This is a genomic window from Telluria mixta, from assembly GCF_029223865.1.
Lineage (GTDB): Bacteria > Pseudomonadota > Gammaproteobacteria > Burkholderiales > Burkholderiaceae_D > Telluria > Telluria mixta.
In genome coordinates, this window is record NZ_CP119520.1 from 6,969,224 (window position 1) to 6,991,423 (window position 22,200).

Sequence of the window (22,200 nt, forward strand, 5' to 3'; positions counted from 1 at the left end):
GACCAATTCGTCATGAAGGCTCGAGCAGCATGACGTAACCGTCACTTCTCACATGTCCACCAGTTTTCTACAGGAGGCAAAAAGCTTAGGTATCAACAACTTAGGTTTTGGCACAACTGTTGCTTAAGCCGGCGTATGGACATCTCGCATCACGACGCGACAACGTGAAAAGGTAATCCATTTTCGAAACCAGCTTCCTGGCCGGCTTTCCCAAACTATAACGAGGAGATAAATTATGTCGATGTATCTTGTAGCTGAGCTCAAAATCAAATACGGCCATGTAGAAGAAGCCGTTGGAATCGTTAAAGAAATTGCAAGCTATATGGAACCCCAGGGCTGGAAGCTGCTCGCTACTTACACTCCACTCATCGGGCATTTTTGCCATCTATACGATATCTGGGAAGTTCCGGATGCGAATGCTGTCCCCAACGCCCTTTTGACGCTTGCCGGTGACAAAGGTTGGGAAGACGTGTTCACCCGCTGGAGCAAGGTCTGCGAATCCGAGCATCTGTCTGTTTGCGCAAAACTGATCTAAGAACTATCCATTCGCAAGAAAGTTAGCCCTCATCCCTGATGCGCGCTTTCCCGGCGCATCGTCCCTGCATTATGGCATTGGCAAGTTGCCACCATCCGTCACCTCTTTAAAATCCGCAATGGCAAGCACTCGACTTCACTTCCCGGAGTGCCCACGTTCAGTATCTAAAGCCAAATGAGACATTTTCATAACCTGACTATCGCGAACAAGCTCCTCGTGGCCTTCGCTATCGTCCTTTCGTTGACGATTGGATTGGGCATTTTTTCGATCATGCAAACGAAGGCGGTCTTTGCGACAACGGAACGCATGCGCGATATTTCGCTCCCGACTGTAACGTCCATATTGGAATGGAAGGCAGCAGCCTGGCGATATCGCAATGTGGAATCGAAGCATTACATGGACACCGATCCGGAAAAGATAGCCGAGACGGAGCGCCAGATGAAAGCCGTCCAAGGAGAGATAGCCAAGTACCAGAGCCAGTTTGCCAAACTCGCCTCCGACCCGGCGGACAAAGCGGTGCTGCAGGACATGCAGGCAGTCTCGGCAAGATATCTTGAAACAGGGAGCAAAATGCTCGCGCTATCGCGCGCTGGCGAGAAGGAAAAAGCCCGGGCGATATCGGAGGGGGAACTTCAAGACATGTTCCTGCAGATCGTTGGCAAGGTCGATCAACTCATCAAGAGAAATCTTCAAGCGGCGGATGACGTCGGCAAACTGGCCGACCAGAGCTATGGCAGGGCCCGAATCTGGATTATCGGCGTGCTCGCCGCTGCGGTGGCGCTCGGCGCACTGATGGCGTTGGCGGTCGCTCGCAGCGTCTCGGTACCGCTGCTCGAAGCCGTCGGGGTCGCACAAGCGGTCGCGACCGGCAATCTCACGACAGAAATCAAGGTCAAGTCAACCGACGAGACCGGCCAGTTGATGAGAGCCCTCAAGCACATGAATGATGGCTTGGTGGACGTCGTTACCGATGTGCGTCTCGGAACCGACATGATTACCACGGCGTCGAATGAGATCGCGATGGGCAATCTCGACCTGTCGTCGCGAACTGAACAACAGGCGAGTTCGCTCGAAGAAATGGCATCGTCGATGGAGGAATTAACGGCGACCGTGAAGCAGAACGCGGAAAATGCACGGCACGCCAACAGCCTCGCAACGTCGGCGTCCGCCATCGCACTCAAGGGTGGAGAGGTCGTGTCCGAGGTGGTGCGGACGATGGGCGCTATCGACATGTCTGCAAAGAAGATCGCCGACATAATCGGCGTCATCGATGGCATCGCGTTCCAGACGAATATCCTGGCGCTGAATGCCGCCGTCGAAGCGGCCCGCGCTGGCGAGCAGGGACGAGGTTTCGCCGTTGTCGCCAGCGAGGTCCGCAACCTGGCGCAACGTTCTGCCGCGGCAGCGAAAGAAATCAAGGGCTTGATCACGGAATCGGTGGAGAACGTCGATTCAGGCACTCGACTGGTCGACCGAGCCGGGCGAACCATGGAAGAAATTGTATCGAGCGTCCAGCGTGTTACCGCGATCATGCAGGAAATCACGGTCGCCAGCCAGGAACAGAGCGCCGGCATCCAGGAGGTCAACAATGCTTTGGGCCAGATGGACGAGGTGACCCAGCAGAATGCAGCCTTGGTGGAGGAAGCCGCAGCAGCCTCGCAATCAATGCAGGCACAGGCTACCAATCTGGCCCGAACCGTGGCGGTTTTCAAGCTTTCAAGTGTGGATCCGGCAGTCCGACAGGACTCGGCGCCCGCCTCCGCAGCACCAGTACCAGCACTGCGCCTTCGCTGAACTGATCTGACATCCGACCCGGCCGACAGCCAATCCGAGACTGGCATCATTCTCGCTACACTGCGCGTTTGATCGCACAGTGTGATAATTCCTGAGCAACACTCCCCATGGCAGCGCATGCGCTGCCATGGGGATATGGCGGACCACTGTCGTCTGCCATTTCCGTATCCGTCCTCCCTCCCTCCGCAACGCTGAAGCGGTGCAGCCGTCAATCAGGACACCCTAATCAGGTTCAAGCGGCTCCTGCAACCAGTCGTCATCGAATCCGCCACTGTCTACGCGGGCAGGCTACAGACCGCCAGCGCAACCGGGCCGTACATTCGGCACTGCAATAAACTCGAAACCGCTGACTGCCGCGGATTCGAAGCAGGACAAGAAAAGGAAAAAAAAGCCCGCTGTGAAGCGGGCTTGAACTATTTTCCCAAAGGAAGATAGAAGAGACACACCATGATTCTGCATTGCACAAGAACTACCCGATAACGGTCGTCGCGGCGCGACTAATCCATTTTTCGTGTCGATTAACCAACCATATATGCTGCTATCGCTGTCATCGCATTTGCGATTCCAATCATCAGACGATGGTGTAGCCGCCGTCCGCGACCATACCTGCCCCTGTCACGAACGATGCCCCGTCGCTGGCGAGGAACAGCGCGACTTGCGCCATTTCGGCAGCCTGGCCCATGCGTCCCATGGGAGTCGCGTTCTTGGCTGCCTCGACATACTGTGCGGGCATCTGGTCCGTCATTCCCGTTCTGATTGCGCCGGGCAGCAGCGCGTTGACGCGAATTCCCTGGCGCGCATACTCGGCGGCGAACGTTTTCGTCATCTGAAGTACGGCGCCCTTGGCGGCGCCATAGGCGACCATCGTCGGAAACGCGACCAGGCTCGCGATCGACGCCGTGTTGACGATCGAGCCGCCGCCATGACGCAGCATCAGTGGTATCGCGTTGCGCATCCCGATGAATACCGAGCGCCCGGTGACGTTCCAGACTCGATCGAAATCGCTCTCGGAATATTCGGCAGCTGGGCCCAGGGGACCATCGATTGCGGCATTGTTGCACAGGATGTCGAGCCGGCCATACTTCTCAACAGCAAGCCCAAGCATCGCCTGGACGTCTTCCGTTTTGGTGATATCGGCCTGAAACGGCGTACACGATTCGCCAATACGCGCAGCCACGCCGTTCTGCGCACCGGAAATGTCCACCGCGATGACACGCGCGCCTTCCGCACAAAACAATTCCGCCATTGCCGCGCCCATACCGGAACCCGCACCGGTGATCACGGCAATCTTCCCTTCAAGCCTAAGGGCCATATTTGTCTCCTGTCGTATGTAGTTTCGACTCTTGCGTTCGACCGTATCCGGCAAATCGAGGAACTATCCCATTTGATAGGCACCGCTCTCCGTCATCCGGAAAGCAGTGCCGACGGACACTTAGCCGATATTCACGCTACTTATCCTTCGGGTCCGCCATATAGCCGACAATCTTCTTTCTGAGTTTCGGGTCGTCGAGAAAATATGTCATCAGCGTACCGGGCGCAACCTTTTGAGTATCGGAAAGCCAGGCATCCAGCAGCTCTTTTGTCCACACTTTGCCTTCAAGCGCCTTCAAAAAAGCGGGAGAATATTCGAACCCGGGAGCGGTGCCAGCTTTTCTGCCGATCAGTCCGTATAAATTCGGACCCTGTCCGTTTGGCCCGCCCTTGCTGAAGGTGTGGCAATAAGCGCAACTGTTTTTTACCAGCGGCGACAGGTTCTGCTCACCGACGTTAGTCTGCGCAACTGCGCAGCCGGCAGACATTAACATTGTGCTGAGGATGAATTTGCTAATTCTCATGCCGTGACCTCTTTCGTCCGTTCTTTTTGCAAGGCATTAGCGGCACGATATGCGAACGTCACGATCGGCCCCAAGGTCGCTCCGCCGGACCAATATGCTTGTCCAGATGCTGATGCAACACAGTTCCCGACACCGTACAGCCCCGGAATCGGTTGGCCCTTGACATCGAGGATTCGCCCATGGGTATCCGTTCGCGGCCCGCCTTTAGTGTCAAGATTGCCCGGTCCGAGCAAGGTAGCGTAAAACGGGCCAGTGTCGCTGATCGGATACATGGTCGGGTTCGCCTTTCCAGTGGCTTTGTTATTCCCGTTGAACATGAGTTCGACCGGACGCTCACCCCGATGAAAATCGAGATCCTTGCCGGTTTTTGCAAATTCATTAAAGCGGCGGATTGTGTCATTCAGAGTCGCGACAAACTCCGGCGCCAACGAAATATTAAACCGGTCACGATAAACGGCCATCCGTGCAGCGATGTTTTTCGCCAGTTCCTCTCGCGTCGCCCCTTTGATGACATGTCGGTCGTCACTACCCGGCGGGACGATGTAAGAACCGTAATGTTCCTCTGCGCAATTGTCCTGCGCTTGCTGATCCCATATTGCAATCAGCACTTCGTTGGGGTACTCCTGGCGTGGGCCATCCCAGGCCCAGAACGCGCGTGTCACTTCGTTATATTGCAGTTTCTCGTTGACGACGCGATTTCCGTACTTGTTAACAAACACCATGGAGTCGCCGGAAGGCATGAAAGCTCCCCACAATGATCCGTCGTTAGCCACGGCTTTTTCGAACACGACCGGGCAATTCCACGCGTAGTTCATATTCGCCAACTGCACGCCCAATGGGCTCGAAATTCGAATGAAGTCGCCTTCGTTCGAATTCGCTGCACAGCCGCCGACAATGTTCCCGCAAAGGAAATCACGCCTCAATTGGGGATCATGAGTGAAACCGCCCGTCGCGAAGACCACTGCCTTCTTCGCCCGAAAACGCAACGTCTCCCCTTCTGGCGATGTCACTTCCACACCGACAACTTCGCCGCGGCCGTTGCGGATGATGCTCTGCACACGATGCGAAGTCTTGATCGAAATGCCGTCACGACGCGCGGCATTCGAGAGGGACATAATGCCGAACTTGCCTCCGTTATGCAGGCTTGCGCCGGCGGGCAGCAAGGCCCGGCCTTTTGGCGCTTTGTTTTCTGGCAGATCAGCCCAATAGTCGACCACATCCGCCGGGTGCTGATATGGCAGTGCCCCGCGTGCGTTCAGCAATTCTGCAGCAGTGGACGCCGTATCATAATATGCTTCGCACATGTCATATTGCCAATCGGTAAGTCCAAGCTTTGGAGCCGAAGGACTGTATGAGTGCGGCGCCGATAGCCGTGCGACAAGCTTCATGAAATCTGGCTTCGGATCCTGGATGCCAGCCTTCTTCATTGGTTCGTTATTTGGTATCCAATACCAGAATCCGGATTTTGCAGTGGTTCCGCCAATACTTCCGGATTTTTCCAGTACCACGACGCTATTTCCCTGCCAGCGCGAAAACAGGGCAGTTCCAAGCCCACCCGCGCCACTGCCGCAGACGACGACGTCGTACTCGGCATCGAATCGCAATTTTTTGCCACTAGCTGCGGAAGCAGATTGCGCGATTGTTGCCAATCCCAGCGCCCCTGCCGCGCCTGCGCCAATGAAACCGCGCCTGGTAATCTCCTCTTTGCGTGGATTTTTTTTAAAATCCTTTTCTTTCTCATTCATACTATTACATCCTCCAAGTACGCTAGATTCGTCCTACTTAAAAAAGAGGTGGACAACATCCCCTCTCAATACGCTCGCTCCGATGTCCGCAGACATGGGCCAGAGAGACGGCTTCGCCTGTTCTACATTCTTAAAAGATTTTCCTGAACTTCCACCGTGCTTGAACTGGCACATTGCTTGCGGCTTTTTAACGGGCTTCAGGATACCCATTCTTCGCCTGTCTACTCCTTATCGTTGGATGCAGGAAACGTGCCAAGCCAAAATGCCGCATTTCCTTTATATATCTTGCTCACGCCCCTCCAGACGTTGACGGAATCGTCACGTGAACGGAGTACGCTTGACGGATTCGTACGGCATGAGCGTGTTCCGGGTGGAGCGGGAAAGCGGGCATAGCAAACCTCAAGAACCTGGCCTGGGATGCCGGTGCCGAGTAAAACCCTGGCATCGGGTCGACCCGGCGTGCGCCCTCATGACGAGGCCTTGTCGTAGGTGGGCTTGTCTGAGCACTTGGCTTTCATCGCGCTGGCGGCAAGAGTCGATGCCGGGGAGTCGAGCCCTCACCGCCCTTGCCGGGACCATCGCCAGGCAATGTCATCTCGAAGACTCACCCGGTTTCGACGTGGCCGTCGCGGTAGCGCCAGTACATGGGCTACAACGAATTTACCGTGACGATGCCGCTATCGGTGTTGTCGACGGAGCCCTGGCATTGGCTCGACACGTGATCGGTCGCGTGGCCATCCTTGCGATCACACATAGTGTCGATCACGAGATTGCCACTGTGATGTAGTCACAGTACTTCGGCCGCCTGCGCCTGCACCAGTGGCTCGGCGCCGACCGAGCAGGTTCTATTAACATGGAACCAACGTCGCCCCAATGATGTCATCAATGTATTTCGAATCGCCGCGTCTTGAGGAGCGACACCGAAACCGACCATCACGCCAGTGGCGTCGTAAAAGCGGGAGATCATGCGTTGGTCGACGACTGCGTCGACCCATGCACCTCCAGCGAGAGCGTCGGGCGGTGGCGGCACCAAGGCAATCGGGAAACTTGGCGTTTTCACCAGCACGGGAGTGGGTTTCAGATCGACCGGCGTGGGTGTTCCAGCGAGAGTACGCGCAATGGCACGTGCCGCACTCATCAATGGCGCGATGTACGGCATGGTGTGAGTCGCGCCGGCTTCGCCCACCGTATACTGGGCGCAGTCCCCTAGTGCGTATATATGGGCATCGGACGAGAGACCCAGCGCGTTTACGACGATGCCACGGTCGATGGTCAAGCCTGCAGTGGATGCCAACGTACAGTTGGGACGCAATCCAACCGCCGACAGTACAAGGTCGGCCTCGACCACGCTTCCGTCCGAGAGGGTAATGTGCGTCGCATTGTTGCCGTGATCAATCGACGCTGCTGTTGTACCCAGCCGCATCGCTACGCCCTTGTCGATGAGCGCCTGTTGTAAGCCACGTGACAGTACCGGAGGAGCGATTGACGCCAAAGGCATGGAATTAGGATCGATCAGGGTGACGGCGTGCCCCGCACTTGAAATATCATCGGCAAATTCGCAGCCGATTAAGCCGGCCCCAAGAATTGCCACTCGAGTAGCCGGAGCGTGTTCAGGCAAGCCGACACGGGCGTGAAAGATCGCATAATCATCGACGTGATTGACGCTGAGAACCGCCGCGGCGGCATTACCTGGAATAGGCAAGCGAACAGGTTCAGCCCCTGCTGCGATAATCAGGTCGCGATAGGCCAGTACGCCCTTATCGGTATGAACCCTACGGTTCTCCGGGTCGATGCGTAGCACAGTCGTGCCGGACAGTACCGCTCCAGCTATTTGCCCTGACATCTGCTCGGCGGTTTGTGTCACCAACTGCTGTGGCGTTTTCCGCTGGGCGAACGCGTTGGACAGCATGGGCTTGGAGTAAAATCCACCGCTGTCTTTAGTAACAATAACAAGTGGTGTTAATTTGTCCAGCTTGCGAAATTCTCGCGCCACCGTGTAGCCGGCCAGGCCCGCACCAATGATAATCACGGGATTCATGGTTTCTGTCGCGAGCATGAGTCAAACCGCTTGCATGTCGAAATCTGTTTTCCTCACGCCGCAATCCGGGCATTCCCAATCTTCGGGAACATCTGCCCAAAGAGTACCTGAAGCGATCCCGTGCTCCGGCATACCGAGGGATTCATCATAGGTGAAACCACAAACCACACACTGATAGATATTCATCGCAATTCTTTCGGTAAAATCTGTTGGTCCGACAACGACTTCAACTACCGTCCCTGCGGAAACCTGCCTACCGATGCGAACACCGGCTCCGACGCTCACCGGCTTGGTGCAACTGACGGCCCCGCACAGGCGCCGCCATCCCGAGTGGCTTACTTCATGGCCTCTGCAACGGTTTGGGCATTCACCCATTTACGCAAGATTTCCTGCTGATGTCGAATCATGAATTCCCCGTCCTGCAGGTACATGACATCCTTTGCTCCCGATTCCAGGCCCTTCTGGATACTCTCGCAATTGGTAACGTCCTCCAGCACGATCTCGCACCAGCGGGCCGCATAGTGCTCGAGCTGAAGGCGACGACGCACACTATTCGCCTTCGGAATCCTGATCGTCAGAATCCAATGTGTCTCATTCCGCGAGATCGGCCAGAATTCATGCGTCCAATAGCCTCCCGTCGAATAGTCGATATTGAAATTTGGAAAGATGGCGGTCACGTCAGCCGACCAGCATGTTTCTTTGGTCGGGTTGATAGCCGGATGAGCACGCAGTCGCAAGACTTCATCATTCACGTCGCTACCCAATAAGCCACCGGTATCCACCTTGCAAGCCAGACGCTCAACCTCTGAGTTTGGCGGAGGCGCATATTCGGGGTTGCCATATGCAGACCAGGCACTGTGCAGGCCGAACGTATTGCCGCTCAATGGGCGTGCGTACTTGTTATGAACAGGATGCGAAAATCCCGGAGCCAGCGTTGCGGGATGAATCGCAGGAACATGGTACGACTCCGAAAAGGCGTCCATAATGAGCTTCCAGTTCGCCTTGAATCGTGCTTCGATCACCAAGGTTTCGTGGCCTTCACCGTACGGAACGCCCGCATAGGACTCCGCGTAAGGCCCCAGGAACTCCTTAAGGCTGATTTCCGGCTCACGCTGCAAATTAATAAAAATCCATCCTTCCCAAACGTCCGTCGCAATCGGGGTCAGTCCACATTCTTTCTTATTCAGCTGAAAAAAATTCTTCTGGTCGGGCACCCCGGCGAGCGAGCCATCCGAACCGTAGGCCCAGCCGTGATAGGCACATCGGTGGAGTTTGCTGTTACCGCTTTGCTCCGTTACGACGAGGTTCCCGCGGTGTGAACAGACGTTGTGAAAGGCCTGCACCTTGCCAGCAGCGTTGCGCATGACCAGCACCGACGCCTTGCATACCTCAATCTTCTTGACAAAAAAACTGTCTGCATCCGGGAGCTGGTCGGTGCGGCCAACATATAACCATGCCCTTCCGAATACCCGCGTTCTCTCCAGTTCAAAAAACTCTGGAGAGATGTATGAATCCACCGGAACCGGTCCGGTTCCAAGACCTAGTGCGGTCGTAAAACTGTCCTTGGCGCCACCCTGACCAAGATTTGCACCTATCACCATATCGTTCATCATTGCGTCTCCTCGAGATCTCGCTTGGATTGCTCCTTGCTGCTGCCTCCGAACGGCCAGGGCCCTTGCGTCATCTGCAAGTCACTGCGGAGCTGTGCGCGGTGCGCGATAGGTTGACCGTGCATCTCAACTGCCATGGCGACGTGAGCAATTGCAAGCAGCAGCTTGAACAAACGTTCGGACGCTGGCGGCATGTCATCGAGAGGAAACGCATCCAAGTGCGCGATCGCGTCCTCAGCGCGTGCCAGCATGTGATCATAAAAGCGTTGAATTTCTTCCATCGACGCTTTTGAACGCTGCTTCCAACGCTCGTTATTCGTGTCACGTACCCAGTACTCGACAAACTGCTCCAACTCATCAAATCCACTCGGAAGCAGCGGCTCAGCCATGTTGATTACTCCTTAACGTACGATGTACATCAAATTCACCAAAACCACTCGAAACCATTTTCTGTCTCCTTGTGCTTATTCGTCTTTGATGAGCAATCCGAGAACTGCCGGTCGGCTAATCGAAAAAATCTTTGACTGCGTAATCCTTGTCGGTAGATGCTGCACCCATGTTCACGTGTACACAGCCTGCTTCCATCCAATACCTTGCGTATGGAAGCAGGCCTTCAAAAATAACGCGTGGACGCCTCGGCCTTGAAGCTTCGGCTATCCACTGGCTGGCCAAGTACCGCCTTACTGCAGTGATTCGAGAATTTCAGGGCCGAACTTGGTGGCGTTAATGCCGCTATCGTCCACGCCTGGAGTCATGTAGAAAGTGACATGTTGCGCCTTCATGTCGGCGTATTCGCCACCCGCCACCGACACGTACTTGATCCCGGACTTGGCACCGACACGCTGCTCGAAGTGGTAGTTCTGCCACCGCCAGAAGTCACCCTTCTTGTCATAAATTTCGGCGTAATAGATGACGTTTGTGTTCGTGTCAGCGTAGACAATTTTCTTGCCATATGGGTGGTCCGACGGGGGCGTACCTTCGACGACCCATACTTCCACCGGGGTCACCGGCTGGACCGACTGTGCAACCGGCACGCTGAAATCGAGATGAGGCCACTCCCCCGCGGTACCGGCTTTGTCCTTGGCGCGCGCTCGATACGCTTTGTAATCCGTACTAGCCAACACCCAGCGTTTTCCAAGCAGTTTGATCGATTTGTAGCGCGACGGCCGAGAATTCCAGAGGTTGATGTCATCGTTGATGAAGTCGAAACCACCAACGTTGTCCATCCACGCGTTGCCCGACATACGACGAATGCGTCGGGCTGACTTGATGTATGCCCATTGGTCGTCCGGCTTATTGGCGACATCGTACTGGGTAGTGAAGGTACCGACGCCCTTCAAATCCTGCGGAGTAAGGGCCACCAAGATGGTTTTGTGCAGAACGGTTGGTTCGCTCGGAAACGCTCCGTCCGGCGTCCAAAGCCGCCCTTTGTTATACACACGCTGCAGGTTCCAGTGCGTGCTCGATTCAAAGCCGTTCTTGCTGGCCAAAGTAAACCAGACAGCCTGGTTAAGGTCTGCACCAGTCGATGCGCCATAATAGTAATTCCAGATCACCTTGTCGCCGGCGGAGGGATCTGCCGGGTCGATATTGGGAAAAGGCTTACCCGCTACATATCCGGTGACTTCGCGCGTCTTTGGATCAAATTTAACCTGGTCCGCATATTTTTTAGTGGCTGCAATATATTGCGGATCCATCTGAAGCGGCGGGCTTTTAACGAGCGGATACTTTTTATTGTATTGCCTGATCAGCAGTTCCATTTTGTCAGTCAACAGGTCGCCGATCTTGTGTCCCATGAACGTGTCGTTCTTGACCTGATCAAGATTTGCCTTACTGATCACTGTTCCTTCCGGCAATTCGGCAGCAAACGCGGGCCCGCCAAGCGACAGCAAGCCGGTGAGAAAAGGTACGCCGATAAACTGAAACGATTTGGTACGCATTTTGTTTGTTCCTTTATTGTCAGAATTGATACGTTACACGCAAGGTAGCGTAGTCGTGGTCATTCAGCGCAGCAAATCCCATGCTGTCGTAACCAGGATCGGAGATGTTATTCGTCCGCGCTTTCCTGGAGTGGAACAGCACGGCATCTGCATTAATGCGCCAATGGTTGCCAATGTTGAACGATACGCTTGGGATAAGGAAGCTATTGTGGCCCTGGAACTCAGTGCCGACTGCAATTTGGTAAACGAGCCGCGAGTTCATGTATGGGAACTGCACAAAAGCGGTACCAATCGTGTTGTGCTTGCGAAGACGTGCGGCGCCACCAACCGCGACGATCGCGTCGTCGGCAGGATCAAAGCTCTGTACCCAGGTGTCAAAAATTTGCACCGACGCGAATGACGGTGCGTTGGTACCAAACCAGCTTTGCAGGCGAAGCTGTTTGTCGGCGCGCAGGGTGGTCTGAACAACGTCCTTTTCGACAAGTCGCCCCATCACACCCGCATTATTCGGAGTCTGGAAATAGCCCAGCGCGTTGGGAGTACCACTGACGTTCGAGTTGCTGTTAAATAGCCGTCCCTTTTGATACGCAACCTCGGCGTTCAGGATTGCATCAAGCGTTTCGCTCTCGGCACTGACGCTCGCGCCAAACACATTGATAACCGGGTAGATCCAGTCGCCGTACGCCTTGTTGACCGGTGCCTGGCGATAGTACAAATTCGAGACGCACCCCGTTGCATCGCGGTCAGCCGCTCCGGCGAAGACGCCACACGGGTTGAGCACGAAGTCCGGTTGGAATACCCGTTGGTAGCTGAAGGCGTAATTTGCGCCTCCAGCCTTTCCGCTCCAGCGAATCGCCCCTGTCACGTCTTTCTGTCGACCTGCCGGATGATCGTAATTAAACTGACTTGCGTAGGCAAGATAATCGACTCCCATATTCGGTGAGGCCATCCAGCGACCGCCATAGATATCATAGGTATTACCGATGTCCCTATTTCGATCCCAACCCGGACGCACCACGACCTGCAAGGAACCATCTGCCTCCGGTACGGCGATCTGGACGTTTGCCATGATGACCGGCTTACGGAGCGCATCGCTCTCAGGCTCCCCGAACAGGCGCCAGCGGTAATCGAAGCCGTTCAGCAAATCGTTAGGATGAAAGAAGTCCGTCTCGCCAAACACCACTTGCTGCTTGCCGAACCGGACCGAGATGCGATCGCCGACCGGGAAGTCGACGTAGAGCTCCCGCAGTTCAATCTGGTTGTATTGCTGCCGTACGTCGCATCCGGGCCCGGTCGGCGCGCCAATGACGGTCGCGCTGGTACACGAGCGTTCCTGTAATCTTTTTCCGTACGAGGTGAGTTTTTCACGGTCTGCTCGAGCAACTCCATGCCAACTCACCGGGCCGGTTTTGTAATCGGCCTCGAGTTGCAGCGAAGTACGGAACATGGACATGTCCCCTTTGCCCTCCAGGGGACTGTAGGGAGGCTGGCCCGGATATGGAGCGGTTACGTCCTGATTATCTTTGAGATTCCAGGACATCCAGGTACGAATGAAACCCGCAAGTTTCAAATTGCTACTTGTGGACCCGTCCGTATTAGTCAAATCCTGGACGGTGGCTTCAGCATCGGGCGATTCCTGAGCAGACGCGCCGCCGCACACGGCACCCAACATTATCAATAATGCCGGAATAGTGCGCATCCGGGGCAGAAGGATTTTCGCGTCTTTGTCTCTACTCATGTTTTCTCCATTTATACTTTTAATAAATCGGGTAAAAATCGGCGACCTTCAGAACACTTCCTCTCCTGGTGATCGCGTTTTACCCTAACGCTGCAGTACTACGTGATGCCGTCGCCGTTGCTGCCACGCCACCTACCAGCTTCCTTTTTCCCACTACAAACTCGGGACGGAATACAGAAATCATGGCAGGGACGATGAACAACGCGCTCACGGACGAAATAAACAACCAGATTGCCATCAGATAACCCATTTCCGCTTGAAAGCGAAGGGAAGAAGCGAACCAAAGAACGACACTTGTCGTAAGTGTCATCGAGGTGATCAGGACGCCCTTACCCGCAGTCCGGAGTGCCTGTGCGATCGCAGCATCCAGGTCATCGTGGTTGTGCAACTCTTCTCTGATCGCGTCAACTACATAGAATGCGTAATCGACGCCAAGGCCAATGCCGAGAGCTGCTACCGGCAATGTGCTCAAGGTCATGCCAATGCCTTGCCAAGCCATTACGGAGAATGTGATGGTGTTTGATAGCATCACTGGGACGAGGAAGAAAATGCCTGCGCGCATGGATCGATAAGCAACAGCGCAACAGATCACAAGCACCAGTAGTGCGAGCGCAATGCTTTCAACTTGACCGGAAAAAATAACTTCGTTAACCGCTGCGGTTATGCCGACCAATCCGCCAGCCAGGACGTACTTGCCGAGATCTGTGGGGTGCGCCGCGACAAATTCTTTTACGCGCTGGATGGCCGTGCGAACCGTTTCGCCGCGGTGATCTTTAAAGAAAAATGTGACCGGTGCGTTTTGCAGTTGTGGATTCATGAATCGCGCGGCATCGCCGGCGTCAGGCGCCCACATATAGAACAACTCTGCGTTTTCGGCGGAAGTGGTCCCAAAACTGCGGTAACGAGGATTACCTTCCCGCAAAACCTGATTGACGATCGGAAGAACGTCGGCAACAGACAAGCTCCCCCCGATCTCCGGCTGGGCGCCCATGAATCGTTGAAGCGAAGTCATACTTTCGAGGACAGCCGGCTCTTTGACCGCGCCTGGGCTGTTACCTGCAAATACCACGTACATTCGGTCCGCGCCTTGGAATTGACGGTTGATGTCCGCAGCATCACGGTTGTATCGCGAGTTCTGCCATAAGATTGGCGAACCTGCGTCAGCGTCGCCGACCTGTAACTTAAAGGCGTAAATTCCCGAGCTGATGAATACAAGCGTAGCGCTTGCAAGGACGAGATAGCGCCAGCGCGAGGTCGCCGTGGAGATGCAAATTCCCAAGACCCGCTCTAAAGCGCCCGAAATATCGATCGGATGGGCGTATTTTGCTGGCAACTTGACCCAGGAAAGCAATACCGGCGTCATGACGCAAGCACACAGTGCAATCGTCAACACCCAGATCGTCCCGATCAATGAGATCTTTTGCATCAACGGAATCGGAGTGAGGACGACCACGATCATGCATCCAGCGTCCGCGATCACACCGAGCATGCCCGGCTTGAACAACTGGAGCATGGCCGAGGTTGCAGCCGCCTTCGAAGTCGGCACGCCCGCTGCCAGCTCGTCGGAAAAGCGGGTCACCAATTGCACGGCATGGGAAATCGAACGTGCCGTGATCAGAAAAGCGATGACAATTACCAGGGGATCCAGATTAAAACCGAGCAACCTTGCGGCACCCAGTGCCCAGACTGAACTGGACAGTCCAGCCAGCAGAGGCAACAACGTGCCGCGCCACGTGCGTGAAGTCAGGAAAAGCAGCGCCATCAAACAGAGCAGCGTCGCCAGGAAGATCTTAATGGTCTCCGGGACATAGTGGTTAACCCATCCAAACAGGATCGGCTCGCCAACTACACTGACGCGCACGCTATTGCTTTGCATGGCATCGGCAAGTTTCATTATTTGCGGGAAGATCTTGTTGTAGTCAACGGCGTTTTCATAAAAATCGACCGTGATCAGTGCTGCCTTCAAATCGTGTGACACGTACGCGCCGTAAATTAGAGGGCTGTTCAGCACCTTGTTTTTCAGCGCGTCCATTTCTGCCGGGTTTCTCGGCACATCCGGAAACATGACAGGTTTGGTTTCGATCGAGTCGGTGGAGGACCGGATATCCTTCATTTTGCTCGATGCAAGCGACATGATCTGAAATGGATTCACGCCGTCGACAAGGGCAAGCTGATTAGTCAGAGTCTTGACCTTTTCCAGAAACTCGGCGTGAAAAATATCGCCCTGCTTGGCTTCCAGCTTGATGCTGACCATATTTGAGCCGCCAAAATCCTGGCGGAACTTCTTGTGCACCTGGACATATGGGTGATTTTGCGGAAGCAGATCGTCGAATACTGTCTTGACTTCGATCTGCGACGCAAAAAAACCCATGAGCAAGGTCATCAACGTAAATGCCAAAGTCACGGGAACCCGGTGGTGAATACACGCCTCAACGAATCGTGCGAGCCTGCTGAATTTCGTATTGTCCATCGCTGTCTCTTAATTAGTTTTTGGGGTCACAATGCCGCAATCGGCTCGGCCACGACTCGTGAACCACCCAGGTAATAACTGTCGCCCTGCCGAACGATTGCCGTGTACCAGTTGCGGTCAAGCGCAGAGATGCGTCGCGTAGACCAGTTGGACGATTCGACGCTTCGGATGGCAACGGTGCCATTGGCCCCAACGGCAAGCCAGCGGCGCGCGTCCCACATTACGCGGAACAAGTCATCCGACGATGCAGCCGTTTCCTGTGCCCAGTTGCGGCCGGCGTCTTGCGTAACGAGTACCGTTCCCCCTAGCCCAACCGCCACGCCCTTGCTGTCGTCGCTGAACGCAACGGACATCAAGCTGGTCTTGACCGGCGAAGCAGAGTCTTTCCAACTGGCTCCACCATCATCCGAAATTTTGATCTGGCCGAATTCGCCGACAAGGCAAAGCAGATTTGAGGCAACGTGAATATCGTTCCAGGCGGCGTCGCCGCCTGGTCCTGTTTGCACCCAGGTTTTGCCGAAATCTGTCGAATGCAAAACACTGCCAGCTTCGCCGGTGGCCCAGGCGCTACCATCGGAAAAAGCTTTGACCCGCACGAGCTTGTTTGCGATGTTTGATTTCGGCACGTCGACGTTTTTCCAGGATGCGCCGCCATCCTCGGTAATCAAAACCACACCGTGGTTACCGACAGCGACCAGATGTTTTGCATCCCACGCTGCCACGTCCTGGAGCGTCTCGCGGACTGCGGCTGGTTGAAGGTGCCAGGTGCGGCCGCCATCGCCGCTCCTCGCGATTTTTCCGTTACTGCCGACCGCCCAAACCAGCCCGGGGCCGCCTGCCGTGACACCATAGAAATTGTCCCCGCGTGCGAACACCGGTTGAGGGACTGCGTGTCCTTTAGGTTCTGGCTTGATAAAGAAACCTGCGTAAAGCAGCCCAGCCACGATCATCAGTGGCAGAGCGGACATAAATAGTTGAAAAGCGCGTCGCATCTTTCTCTCTCGTCTGAAAGCAGCATATGTAAGTCGTCGTGACAAGCGCTGCAATGAGTCAATCCTATTTTTAACCTGGCCATGCCGTCCAATGCTTTATTACCTATCCCGCCATACCAATAAAGTATTGGCTTTGACACGCTAAAAGTTGCAGGAGTTGGATCGTCGAATTTTTGGCAAAAGGGGGCCTTACTGCTTCGCCAAAGGCGGCAGGCCATAATAAATTCGCTGAACAGGTTAGATATTTACTCGGCTGATCGAGTACCCGTGCTTATATTTCTCGCCCACCTTCGCTTCGATCCCGAATGTTCGCGCTGGTTTTTTGCGCACTTCGTCAGACCAGAAAGTCTGGCTGGCCAGCATTGGAAACTGCCGCGGCACATGTCGCTTCAGGCGGACTGAAGTCCGATATGGAAGGAGAATACATATCCAACTTACTTACACGCTTGCCAGGTCTGCTCCCGGGACTGGTAGTTCCTGTGGCAGCCTTACGATTGGCACATGGGTAAAAGGTGCAAATAAGTTGGAATGCCTACGTCTCTGCAGGATCGTTATATTGCTCGAGTACTCTAGCCGTGGTGTTTCCTACGTCAGCACGGTAAAGAAGCTGTCGCGGAAAGTGTTATCTTGCGAGAACGCGGCTGCCCCCAGCTCGCTGGTATCCCAAGTCAGGGTCGGCGTGTCCGGATAGTGCACGTAACCTCCGGTGAACACCTCGTTGCGGTTACCCGAGGGATCGAAGAAATAAATGGTCGCGCCGCGGGTGATACCATGCCGATTCGAATTCACTTCGACAGGGATCCGGTATTTGCCAATCAGGTCGCCTGCATGCACCAGGTCGGAAACCGACTCGAGCAGGAAAGAAACGTGATGGAAACGGTTTGGCTCGGGCTGCACGACAAAAGCGATGTCGTGAGGCTTGGTCGAGCAACTTACAAAGATGGACAGCGAAGCCTTGGTATCGACATCTTCCAGGCGTTCCGTCATGTCAAACTCGAAAACCTCCTGGAACAGCTTGGCGTTTTCGTCGATCTTGTCGCCCCCGATCAGCAGATGATCGATACGGTTGATACGGAAGCCCCTGATCACGCCTTCGTCAGGCATCACGCCCGGGTTACGGGTGCCGAGGGTATTTCCGATCTGTTCTTTTTCCGCGTACAGGTGCATGGTATGCCCTGTTGGCAAAAGAAACTTGAGACGTCGACCGCTCTTCGGGTAGACCCCGGCAGCGATGTGCTCGACTTCGATGCCGTAGGCCCGCAGCTTGCCTTCCAGTTCAGTCAGGGTCTGATCGTCAAACACTTTGAAGGCAAAGTGGTCCATGCCTGCCGAGTCGGCCTCGCGCAGCACGAGGCAATGATGATCGTGCTCATCCCAGCACTTGTAATAGACCTTTCCCTCCTCGTCGACCAAGGTCTCGATCAGCCCCATGTGCGTACCGTAGTGCTGGCGCGCAGCCTTCATGTCCAGAACGCGGATACTTACTTCACCCAATCTTAATACGCCTCGTAACGCCATGTCTGTCTCCTGTTTATTGATATCACTGCATTAGTCTCGCGCTTCAGCTCGCGTTGTGGTTCAAGCGGAACCTTGAAGTAATCCGCGTGCCTTCGCCATGGTCATCGCCGTGTCTTCGATCATGTCTTCCTGCCCACCGATGAGGTTGCGGCGTGCGACTTCGAGCAGGATGTCACGTGCTGGCACGCCGTATTTGGCGCCGTAACGACGAGACGGATGCAAGAAAGTCGAATAAACGCCAGCAAACCCGATAGTGAGCGACTCGCGGTCGACCCGAACCAGGCTGTCCATCATTGGCACGATGACCTCTTCCGCCACGTCCATCATTTTGAACAGGTCGACACCGGTCTCGATCCCCATGCGTTCGCATACCGCCGCAAACACTTCGAGCGGAGTATTGCCGGCGCCAGCGCCCAGGCCGCCCACCGAACCATCGATACGGTTGGCACCCGCAGCAATTGCGGCGATCGAGTTAGCGATTCCCATACCCAGGTTGTGATGCCCGTGGAAGCCCAGCTCTGTTTCTGGTTTCAGGTGGGCGCGTAGCAGCTCGATTCGTGCCGTGACATCTTCGGGCAACATATAGCCCGCCGAGTCGGTGACATAAATACAGTTGGCGCCGTACGACTCCATCAGCAGTCCCTGTTGGAGCAGCCCTTCGGGCGTGTTCATATGGGCCATCATCAAAAAGCCGGTGGTATCCATACCCAACTCGCGGCCGCACGCAATGTGCTGCTCGGCGACATCGGCCTCGGTACAATGCGTAGCAACGTGAACGCTATGTACGCCGCATGCGCGTGCCTCACGGAGCTGGTCCATACTACCCAGGCCAGGCACGAGCAATACCGACACTTTGGCTTGCTTGAGTTTCGGGATTACGGCATTCAGATACTCTTCGTTAGTATGACGCGCGCGTCCAAGATTCAGCGAGTGACCTCCCAGGCCATCTCCGTGGGTGACCTGGATCAGTGGGACCCCAGCATCATCCAACGCGATAGCGACCCTTACCATCTCCTCTAATGTCATCTGATGGCGCTTGGCATGCATGCCATCACGCAGACACATATCGTGGAGAAAAACTTTTCGACCTTTGAGCGACATTATGCAAACTCCATCAGGGTGGACGGCAGGATCATCCTGCCGCTGAGGATTTCTTCGGCAAACATTTCGGCGGTACGCGCTGCGGCCGCAGTCATGATGTCCAGGTTGCCTGCGTAAGTCGGCAGATAGTCGCCCAGTCCCTTCACTTCCATGAAAACCGAAACCTGGCGACCTTCAAACACCGGTCCGTTAATGAGCCGATATCCAGGGACATATTTCTGTACCTCTTCGATCATTGCCAGCACTGATGCGACGATGGCAGCCTGGTCCGGCTCATCTTCACATTCGCAATAAATTGTGTTGCGCATCATCAGCGGAGGCTCGGCAGGGTTGATGATCGCCATCGCCTTGCCGGTTTTCGCGCCACCTACCTTACAGATAGCGTTCGACGTCGTGCTCATGAATTCGTCGAGGTTCTTGCGTGTGCCCGGTCCCGCACTTTTGGACGAAATGCTGGCGATAATTTCGGCATAGCCAACGGTTTGTACTCTGGAGACCGCGTGAACGATAGGAATGGTTGCCTGCCCTGCGCAGGAAATCATGTTGACATTCATCTCGCTACCGCCGGCAAGCTCGCGCAGATTCACCGGTGGTACACACAGCGGACCAATTGCCGCTGGCGTAAGGTCGATCATCATGACACCGCGTGCATTGAGCTTGCGCGAGTTCTCCGCATGTACGTAAGCGGACGTCGCATCAAAGGCAATGCGGATATCGTCCTCGAAGACGTGAGGCAACAAGGCATCGACGCCGCCTGCAGTCGTTTTCAAGCCCATGTCGCGGGCCCTCGCCAAACCCTCGGAGTTCGGATCGATGCCCACCATCCACACGGGCTCGAGTACAGCACTACGTTGGATTTTGTAGATCAGGTCAGTGCCAATATTGCCCGACCCAATCAGGGCACATTTAATCTTTTTCATAATAAAGATCCTTCGTTCTGGACGATTGAATTGGCGGAAGCAGGTTCACAAGCACCGGCAAGCGCTTCTGTATTGCCTAACCGCTGACCCGTTGTCTTACCGGAAACGGCAAAATGTTCCGGCGCCAGTTCATCGATCAAAATACGTACCTGATCGGCACGGACGCCGAGCGCGGCGACGACAGCATCGGTTACTCCTGCGACCAGCTCACGTTTTTGCGTGACCGTTCTACCTCTTGCCATATGGATTTCGATAATTGGCATTACTTTCTCCTGATTGGCCACATGGCCCATTCATTGACTTTTTGCAATGACCTTGTTGCGACCGGGATCAGATAAACCGCATGGCAACACTGCCAAGTTCCTGAAACCGCGCTACCACTTGGTCGCCAGCCTTGACCGGCAGTGCTTCGGTGATCCCGCCACTCATGACGAAACTTCCCGCAGCCAAATGCTCGCCTTGACTATGTAAAATATTGACGAGGTGGGCGATGGCTTCGGCCGGATGACCAAGGACAGCGGCTGACGCGCCGGTTGCAACCACTTCCCCGTTGATCTCGATCGCTACACCGAGCGTGCGCAGGTCAAGCTCAGTTGCGTATCGAGCCCGGCCGCCCGTAACGAAGCGTGCACTGGAACTGTTATCTGCGATAACGCTGCATAGATCAAAACGGTATGCTTCGAACCGGGAGTCGATAACTTCCACGGCAGGCAGGACAAAATCGGTCGCCGACAAGACTTGCTCTTTCGTGCAGTTCGGGCCATGCAGCGCGTGTTTCATCACAAATGCGATCTCGCATTCGACGCGCGGATGAATCATGTCAGCAACGGTAATTGAACTATTTTCGGGCCGAGCCATATCGTCGGTTAAGAAGCCGATGGCTGGCTCGAACACGTTCATCTGAACCATCTTTGCGCGAGACGTTAAGCCAATTTTCCAGCCAACGAGGCGTGCTCCCCGACCAATCGTTATGTGTCGCAAAAGTGTCTGAATGGCATAGCCATCCGCCACGTTCATGCCAGGAATTTCCTCGCTCAGCAACGGAATCGTATGTCCATTGTCTTGTGCGTTGGATACCCGCTCTGCAAAGCGCAAGAGATCCTGGTCCGCCAAGGTACGGGATACAGCTGCGGTTGATTTGAGATTTGTGGTCATGCTGCGCTCTTCCCCGTAAATGCGACCCGGCAGCTGCCAAGCCCGCCAATCGTGCAGACCAACTCGTCCCCGTCCTGAACAGCGATCAATGACGACTGAGAGCCCGAAAGGATGACTTCACCCGCTCTGAATGAAATCCCAAGTCTGCCCAATGTATTAGCAAGCCAGGCAACAGCATTGGCAGGTGACCCTTGCACTGCAGCGCCTGCACCTGTCGACACCACCTCACCATTTTTTTCGACGACCATACCGGCCAACGTAATGTCGAGAAGGCGCGGATCGCCGCGGGTTTTTCCCAGCACGTAGACCCCACACGATGCGTTGTCAGCCACCGTATCCTGGATTTTGATATTCCAGTTGGTGATACGTGAATCAACGATCTCGAAGCACGGTACGACGTACGCGGTGGCTCGTAGCACGTCCACGGCCGTTATTCCAGGACCGTTCAAATCCTCTTTCAAAACAAATGCCAATTCGGCTTCTGCCTTCGGCTGAATCAAATTGCCAAGATCGATAGTGTCGCCTTCGACGTACAGCATTGACGATGTCAGCTGTCCAAAATCCGGCTGGAATACCCCAAGATAGTCCTGGATCGCTTTACTGGTGACGCCGATCTTTTTACCGACAATCGTTTCGCCAGCGTTCAAACGACGAGAAATCATGCGCTGCTGAATAAGATACGCGTCGTCAAGCGTAATGTTGGGTTCGCGTTCAATCAGCGGCGCCACCGTGGTACGCGTCACGAGCGCCTGGTACAGTTCGTCGCCGTAGCGCTCGATTTTTTCCGATGTCATCATGACAGTGTTGCC

At 55.0% G+C, this 22,200-nt stretch carries 19 protein-coding genes; 2 read left to right on the top strand and 17 right to left on the bottom strand.

Translation table 11 applies throughout. The features are described from left to right. Positions 1-235 precede the first annotated feature (235 nt). On the top strand, positions 236-535 hold the full coding sequence (locus P0M04_RS30575) for a hypothetical protein (protein WP_259450309.1): 300 nt from the start codon (positions 236-238) through the stop codon (positions 533-535). Positions 536-751: 216 nt separating this feature from the next. After that, on the top strand, positions 752-2,329 hold the full coding sequence (locus tag P0M04_RS30580; protein ID WP_281042201.1) for a methyl-accepting chemotaxis protein: 1,578 nt from the start codon (positions 752-754) through the stop codon (positions 2,327-2,329). A 571-nt stretch (positions 2,330-2,900) separates the two neighbouring features. On the opposite strand, the gene P0M04_RS30585 is transcribed toward P0M04_RS30580, so the two are convergent. From P0M04_RS30585 to dmpE, 17 genes are all read right to left on the bottom strand, one after another. After that, positions 2,901-3,641, bottom strand: coding sequence for an SDR family NAD(P)-dependent oxidoreductase (locus P0M04_RS30585; protein WP_259450310.1), 741 nt, complete (start codon positions 3,639-3,641; stop codon positions 2,901-2,903). A gap of 136 nt (positions 3,642-3,777) precedes the next feature. Then, a complete protein-coding gene (locus tag P0M04_RS30590; protein ID WP_259450311.1) occupies positions 3,778-4,164 on the bottom strand; it encodes a c-type cytochrome in 387 nt (128 codons plus the stop codon). After that, a complete protein-coding gene (locus P0M04_RS30595) occupies positions 4,161-5,909 on the bottom strand; it encodes an FAD-dependent oxidoreductase (RefSeq protein ID WP_259450312.1) in 1,749 nt (582 codons plus the stop codon). Before P0M04_RS30595 ends, P0M04_RS30590 begins: the two co-directional genes overlap by 4 nt. Positions 5,910-6,696: 787 nt before the next feature. Next, a complete protein-coding gene (locus P0M04_RS30600; protein ID WP_281042203.1) occupies positions 6,697-7,965 on the bottom strand; it encodes an FAD-dependent oxidoreductase in 1,269 nt (422 codons plus the stop codon). A 3-nt stretch (positions 7,966-7,968) separates the two neighbouring features. Beyond that, complete coding sequence (locus tag P0M04_RS30605) at positions 7,969-8,133, bottom strand: rubredoxin (protein ID WP_259450314.1); 165 nt, start codon at positions 8,131-8,133, stop codon at positions 7,969-7,971. A gap of 149 nt (positions 8,134-8,282) precedes the next feature. Then, complete coding sequence (locus tag P0M04_RS30610; protein WP_259450315.1) at positions 8,283-9,560, bottom strand: aromatic ring-hydroxylating oxygenase subunit alpha; 1,278 nt, start codon at positions 9,558-9,560, stop codon at positions 8,283-8,285. Beyond that, a complete protein-coding gene (locus P0M04_RS30615; protein WP_259450316.1) occupies positions 9,557-9,946 on the bottom strand; it encodes a hypothetical protein in 390 nt (129 codons plus the stop codon). The genes P0M04_RS30610 and P0M04_RS30615 overlap by 4 nt, the downstream gene beginning before the upstream one ends. A 291-nt stretch (positions 9,947-10,237) precedes the next feature. Continuing rightward, positions 10,238-11,497: a DUF1329 domain-containing protein gene (locus P0M04_RS30620; protein WP_259450317.1), complete on the bottom strand. Its 1,260-nt coding sequence runs from the start codon at positions 11,495-11,497 to the stop codon at positions 10,238-10,240. 19 nt (positions 11,498-11,516) lie between these two features. Beyond that, complete coding sequence (locus P0M04_RS30625; protein ID WP_259450318.1) at positions 11,517-13,235, bottom strand: DUF1302 family protein; 1,719 nt, start codon at positions 13,233-13,235, stop codon at positions 11,517-11,519. A 79-nt stretch (positions 13,236-13,314) separates the two neighbouring features. Then, positions 13,315-15,705 (bottom strand): efflux RND transporter permease subunit, encoded by a 2,391-nt coding sequence (locus tag P0M04_RS30630; protein WP_259450319.1) that lies wholly within the window; start codon positions 15,703-15,705, stop codon positions 13,315-13,317. A gap of 26 nt (positions 15,706-15,731) precedes the next feature. Then, positions 15,732-16,697: a WD40/YVTN/BNR-like repeat-containing protein gene (locus P0M04_RS30635; RefSeq protein ID WP_259450320.1), complete on the bottom strand. Its 966-nt coding sequence runs from the start codon at positions 16,695-16,697 to the stop codon at positions 15,732-15,734. Between the two features lie 585 nt (positions 16,698-17,282). Next, a complete protein-coding gene (locus P0M04_RS30640; RefSeq protein WP_259450321.1) occupies positions 17,283-18,215 on the bottom strand; it encodes a catechol 2,3-dioxygenase in 933 nt (310 codons plus the stop codon). Between the two features lie 60 nt (positions 18,216-18,275). Beyond that, positions 18,276-19,316 (bottom strand): 4-hydroxy-2-oxovalerate aldolase, encoded by a 1,041-nt coding sequence (gene dmpG / locus P0M04_RS30645; RefSeq protein WP_259450322.1) that lies wholly within the window; start codon positions 19,314-19,316, stop codon positions 18,276-18,278. Continuing rightward, the gene (locus P0M04_RS30650; RefSeq protein WP_281042465.1) at positions 19,316-20,239 is read right to left on the bottom strand and encodes an acetaldehyde dehydrogenase (acetylating); all 924 of its coding nucleotides are present in this window, start codon (positions 20,237-20,239) and stop codon (positions 19,316-19,318) included. Before P0M04_RS30650 ends, dmpG begins: the two co-directional genes overlap by 1 nt. Beyond that, positions 20,233-20,499: a tautomerase family protein gene (locus P0M04_RS30655; RefSeq protein WP_259450324.1), complete on the bottom strand. Its 267-nt coding sequence runs from the start codon at positions 20,497-20,499 to the stop codon at positions 20,233-20,235. Before P0M04_RS30655 ends, P0M04_RS30650 begins: the two co-directional genes overlap by 7 nt. Positions 20,500-20,566: 67 nt before the next feature. After that, positions 20,567-21,391: a 2-oxo-3-hexenedioate decarboxylase gene (dmpH, locus tag P0M04_RS30660; protein WP_259450325.1), complete on the bottom strand. Its 825-nt coding sequence runs from the start codon at positions 21,389-21,391 to the stop codon at positions 20,567-20,569. Further along, on the bottom strand, positions 21,388-22,185 hold the full coding sequence (dmpE, locus tag P0M04_RS30665) for a 2-oxopent-4-enoate hydratase (RefSeq protein ID WP_259450457.1): 798 nt from the start codon (positions 22,183-22,185) through the stop codon (positions 21,388-21,390). The genes dmpH and dmpE overlap by 4 nt, the downstream gene beginning before the upstream one ends. Positions 22,186-22,200 lie beyond the last annotated feature (15 nt).

What these genes read in the sequence shown, in the direction of transcription:
- P0M04_RS30595 (WP_259450312.1), bottom strand. Translation starts at nt 5,909, where the DNA reads ATGAATGAGAAAGAAAAGGATTTTAAAAAAAATCCACGCAAAGAGGAG.
- P0M04_RS30615 (WP_259450316.1), bottom strand. Translation starts at nt 9,946, where the DNA reads ATGGCTGAGCCGCTGCTTCCGAGTGGATTTGATGAGTTGGAGCAGTTT.
- P0M04_RS30625 (WP_259450318.1), bottom strand. Translation starts at nt 13,235, where the DNA reads ATGAGTAGAGACAAAGACGCGAAAATCCTTCTGCCCCGGATGCGCACT.
- P0M04_RS30640 (WP_259450321.1), bottom strand. Translation starts at nt 18,215, where the DNA reads ATGGCGTTACGAGGCGTATTAAGATTGGGTGAAGTAAGTATCCGCGTT.
- dmpG (WP_259450322.1), bottom strand. Translation starts at nt 19,316, where the DNA reads ATGTCGCTCAAAGGTCGAAAAGTTTTTCTCCACGATATGTGTCTGCGT.
- P0M04_RS30590 (WP_259450311.1), bottom strand. Translation starts at nt 4,164, where the DNA reads ATGAGAATTAGCAAATTCATCCTCAGCACAATGTTAATGTCTGCCGGC.
- P0M04_RS30620 (WP_259450317.1), bottom strand. Translation starts at nt 11,497, where the DNA reads ATGCGTACCAAATCGTTTCAGTTTATCGGCGTACCTTTTCTCACCGGC.
- P0M04_RS30610 (WP_259450315.1), bottom strand. Translation starts at nt 9,560, where the DNA reads ATGATGAACGATATGGTGATAGGTGCAAATCTTGGTCAGGGTGGCGCC.
- dmpH (WP_259450325.1), bottom strand. Translation starts at nt 21,391, where the DNA reads ATGACCACAAATCTCAAATCAACCGCAGCTGTATCCCGTACCTTGGCG.
- P0M04_RS30605 (WP_259450314.1), bottom strand. Translation starts at nt 8,133, where the DNA reads ATGAATATCTATCAGTGTGTGGTTTGTGGTTTCACCTATGATGAATCC.
- P0M04_RS30575 (WP_259450309.1), top strand. Translation starts at nt 236, where the DNA reads ATGTCGATGTATCTTGTAGCTGAGCTCAAAATCAAATACGGCCATGTA.
- P0M04_RS30655 (WP_259450324.1), bottom strand. Translation starts at nt 20,499, where the DNA reads ATGCCAATTATCGAAATCCATATGGCAAGAGGTAGAACGGTCACGCAA.
- P0M04_RS30635 (WP_259450320.1), bottom strand. Translation starts at nt 16,697, where the DNA reads ATGCGACGCGCTTTTCAACTATTTATGTCCGCTCTGCCACTGATGATC.
- dmpE (WP_259450457.1), bottom strand. Translation starts at nt 22,185, where the DNA reads ATGACATCGGAAAAAATCGAGCGCTACGGCGACGAACTGTACCAGGCG.
- P0M04_RS30585 (WP_259450310.1), bottom strand. Translation starts at nt 3,641, where the DNA reads ATGGCCCTTAGGCTTGAAGGGAAGATTGCCGTGATCACCGGTGCGGGT.
- P0M04_RS30630 (WP_259450319.1), bottom strand. Translation starts at nt 15,705, where the DNA reads ATGGACAATACGAAATTCAGCAGGCTCGCACGATTCGTTGAGGCGTGT.
- P0M04_RS30600 (WP_281042203.1), bottom strand. Translation starts at nt 7,965, where the DNA reads ATGCTCGCGACAGAAACCATGAATCCCGTGATTATCATTGGTGCGGGC.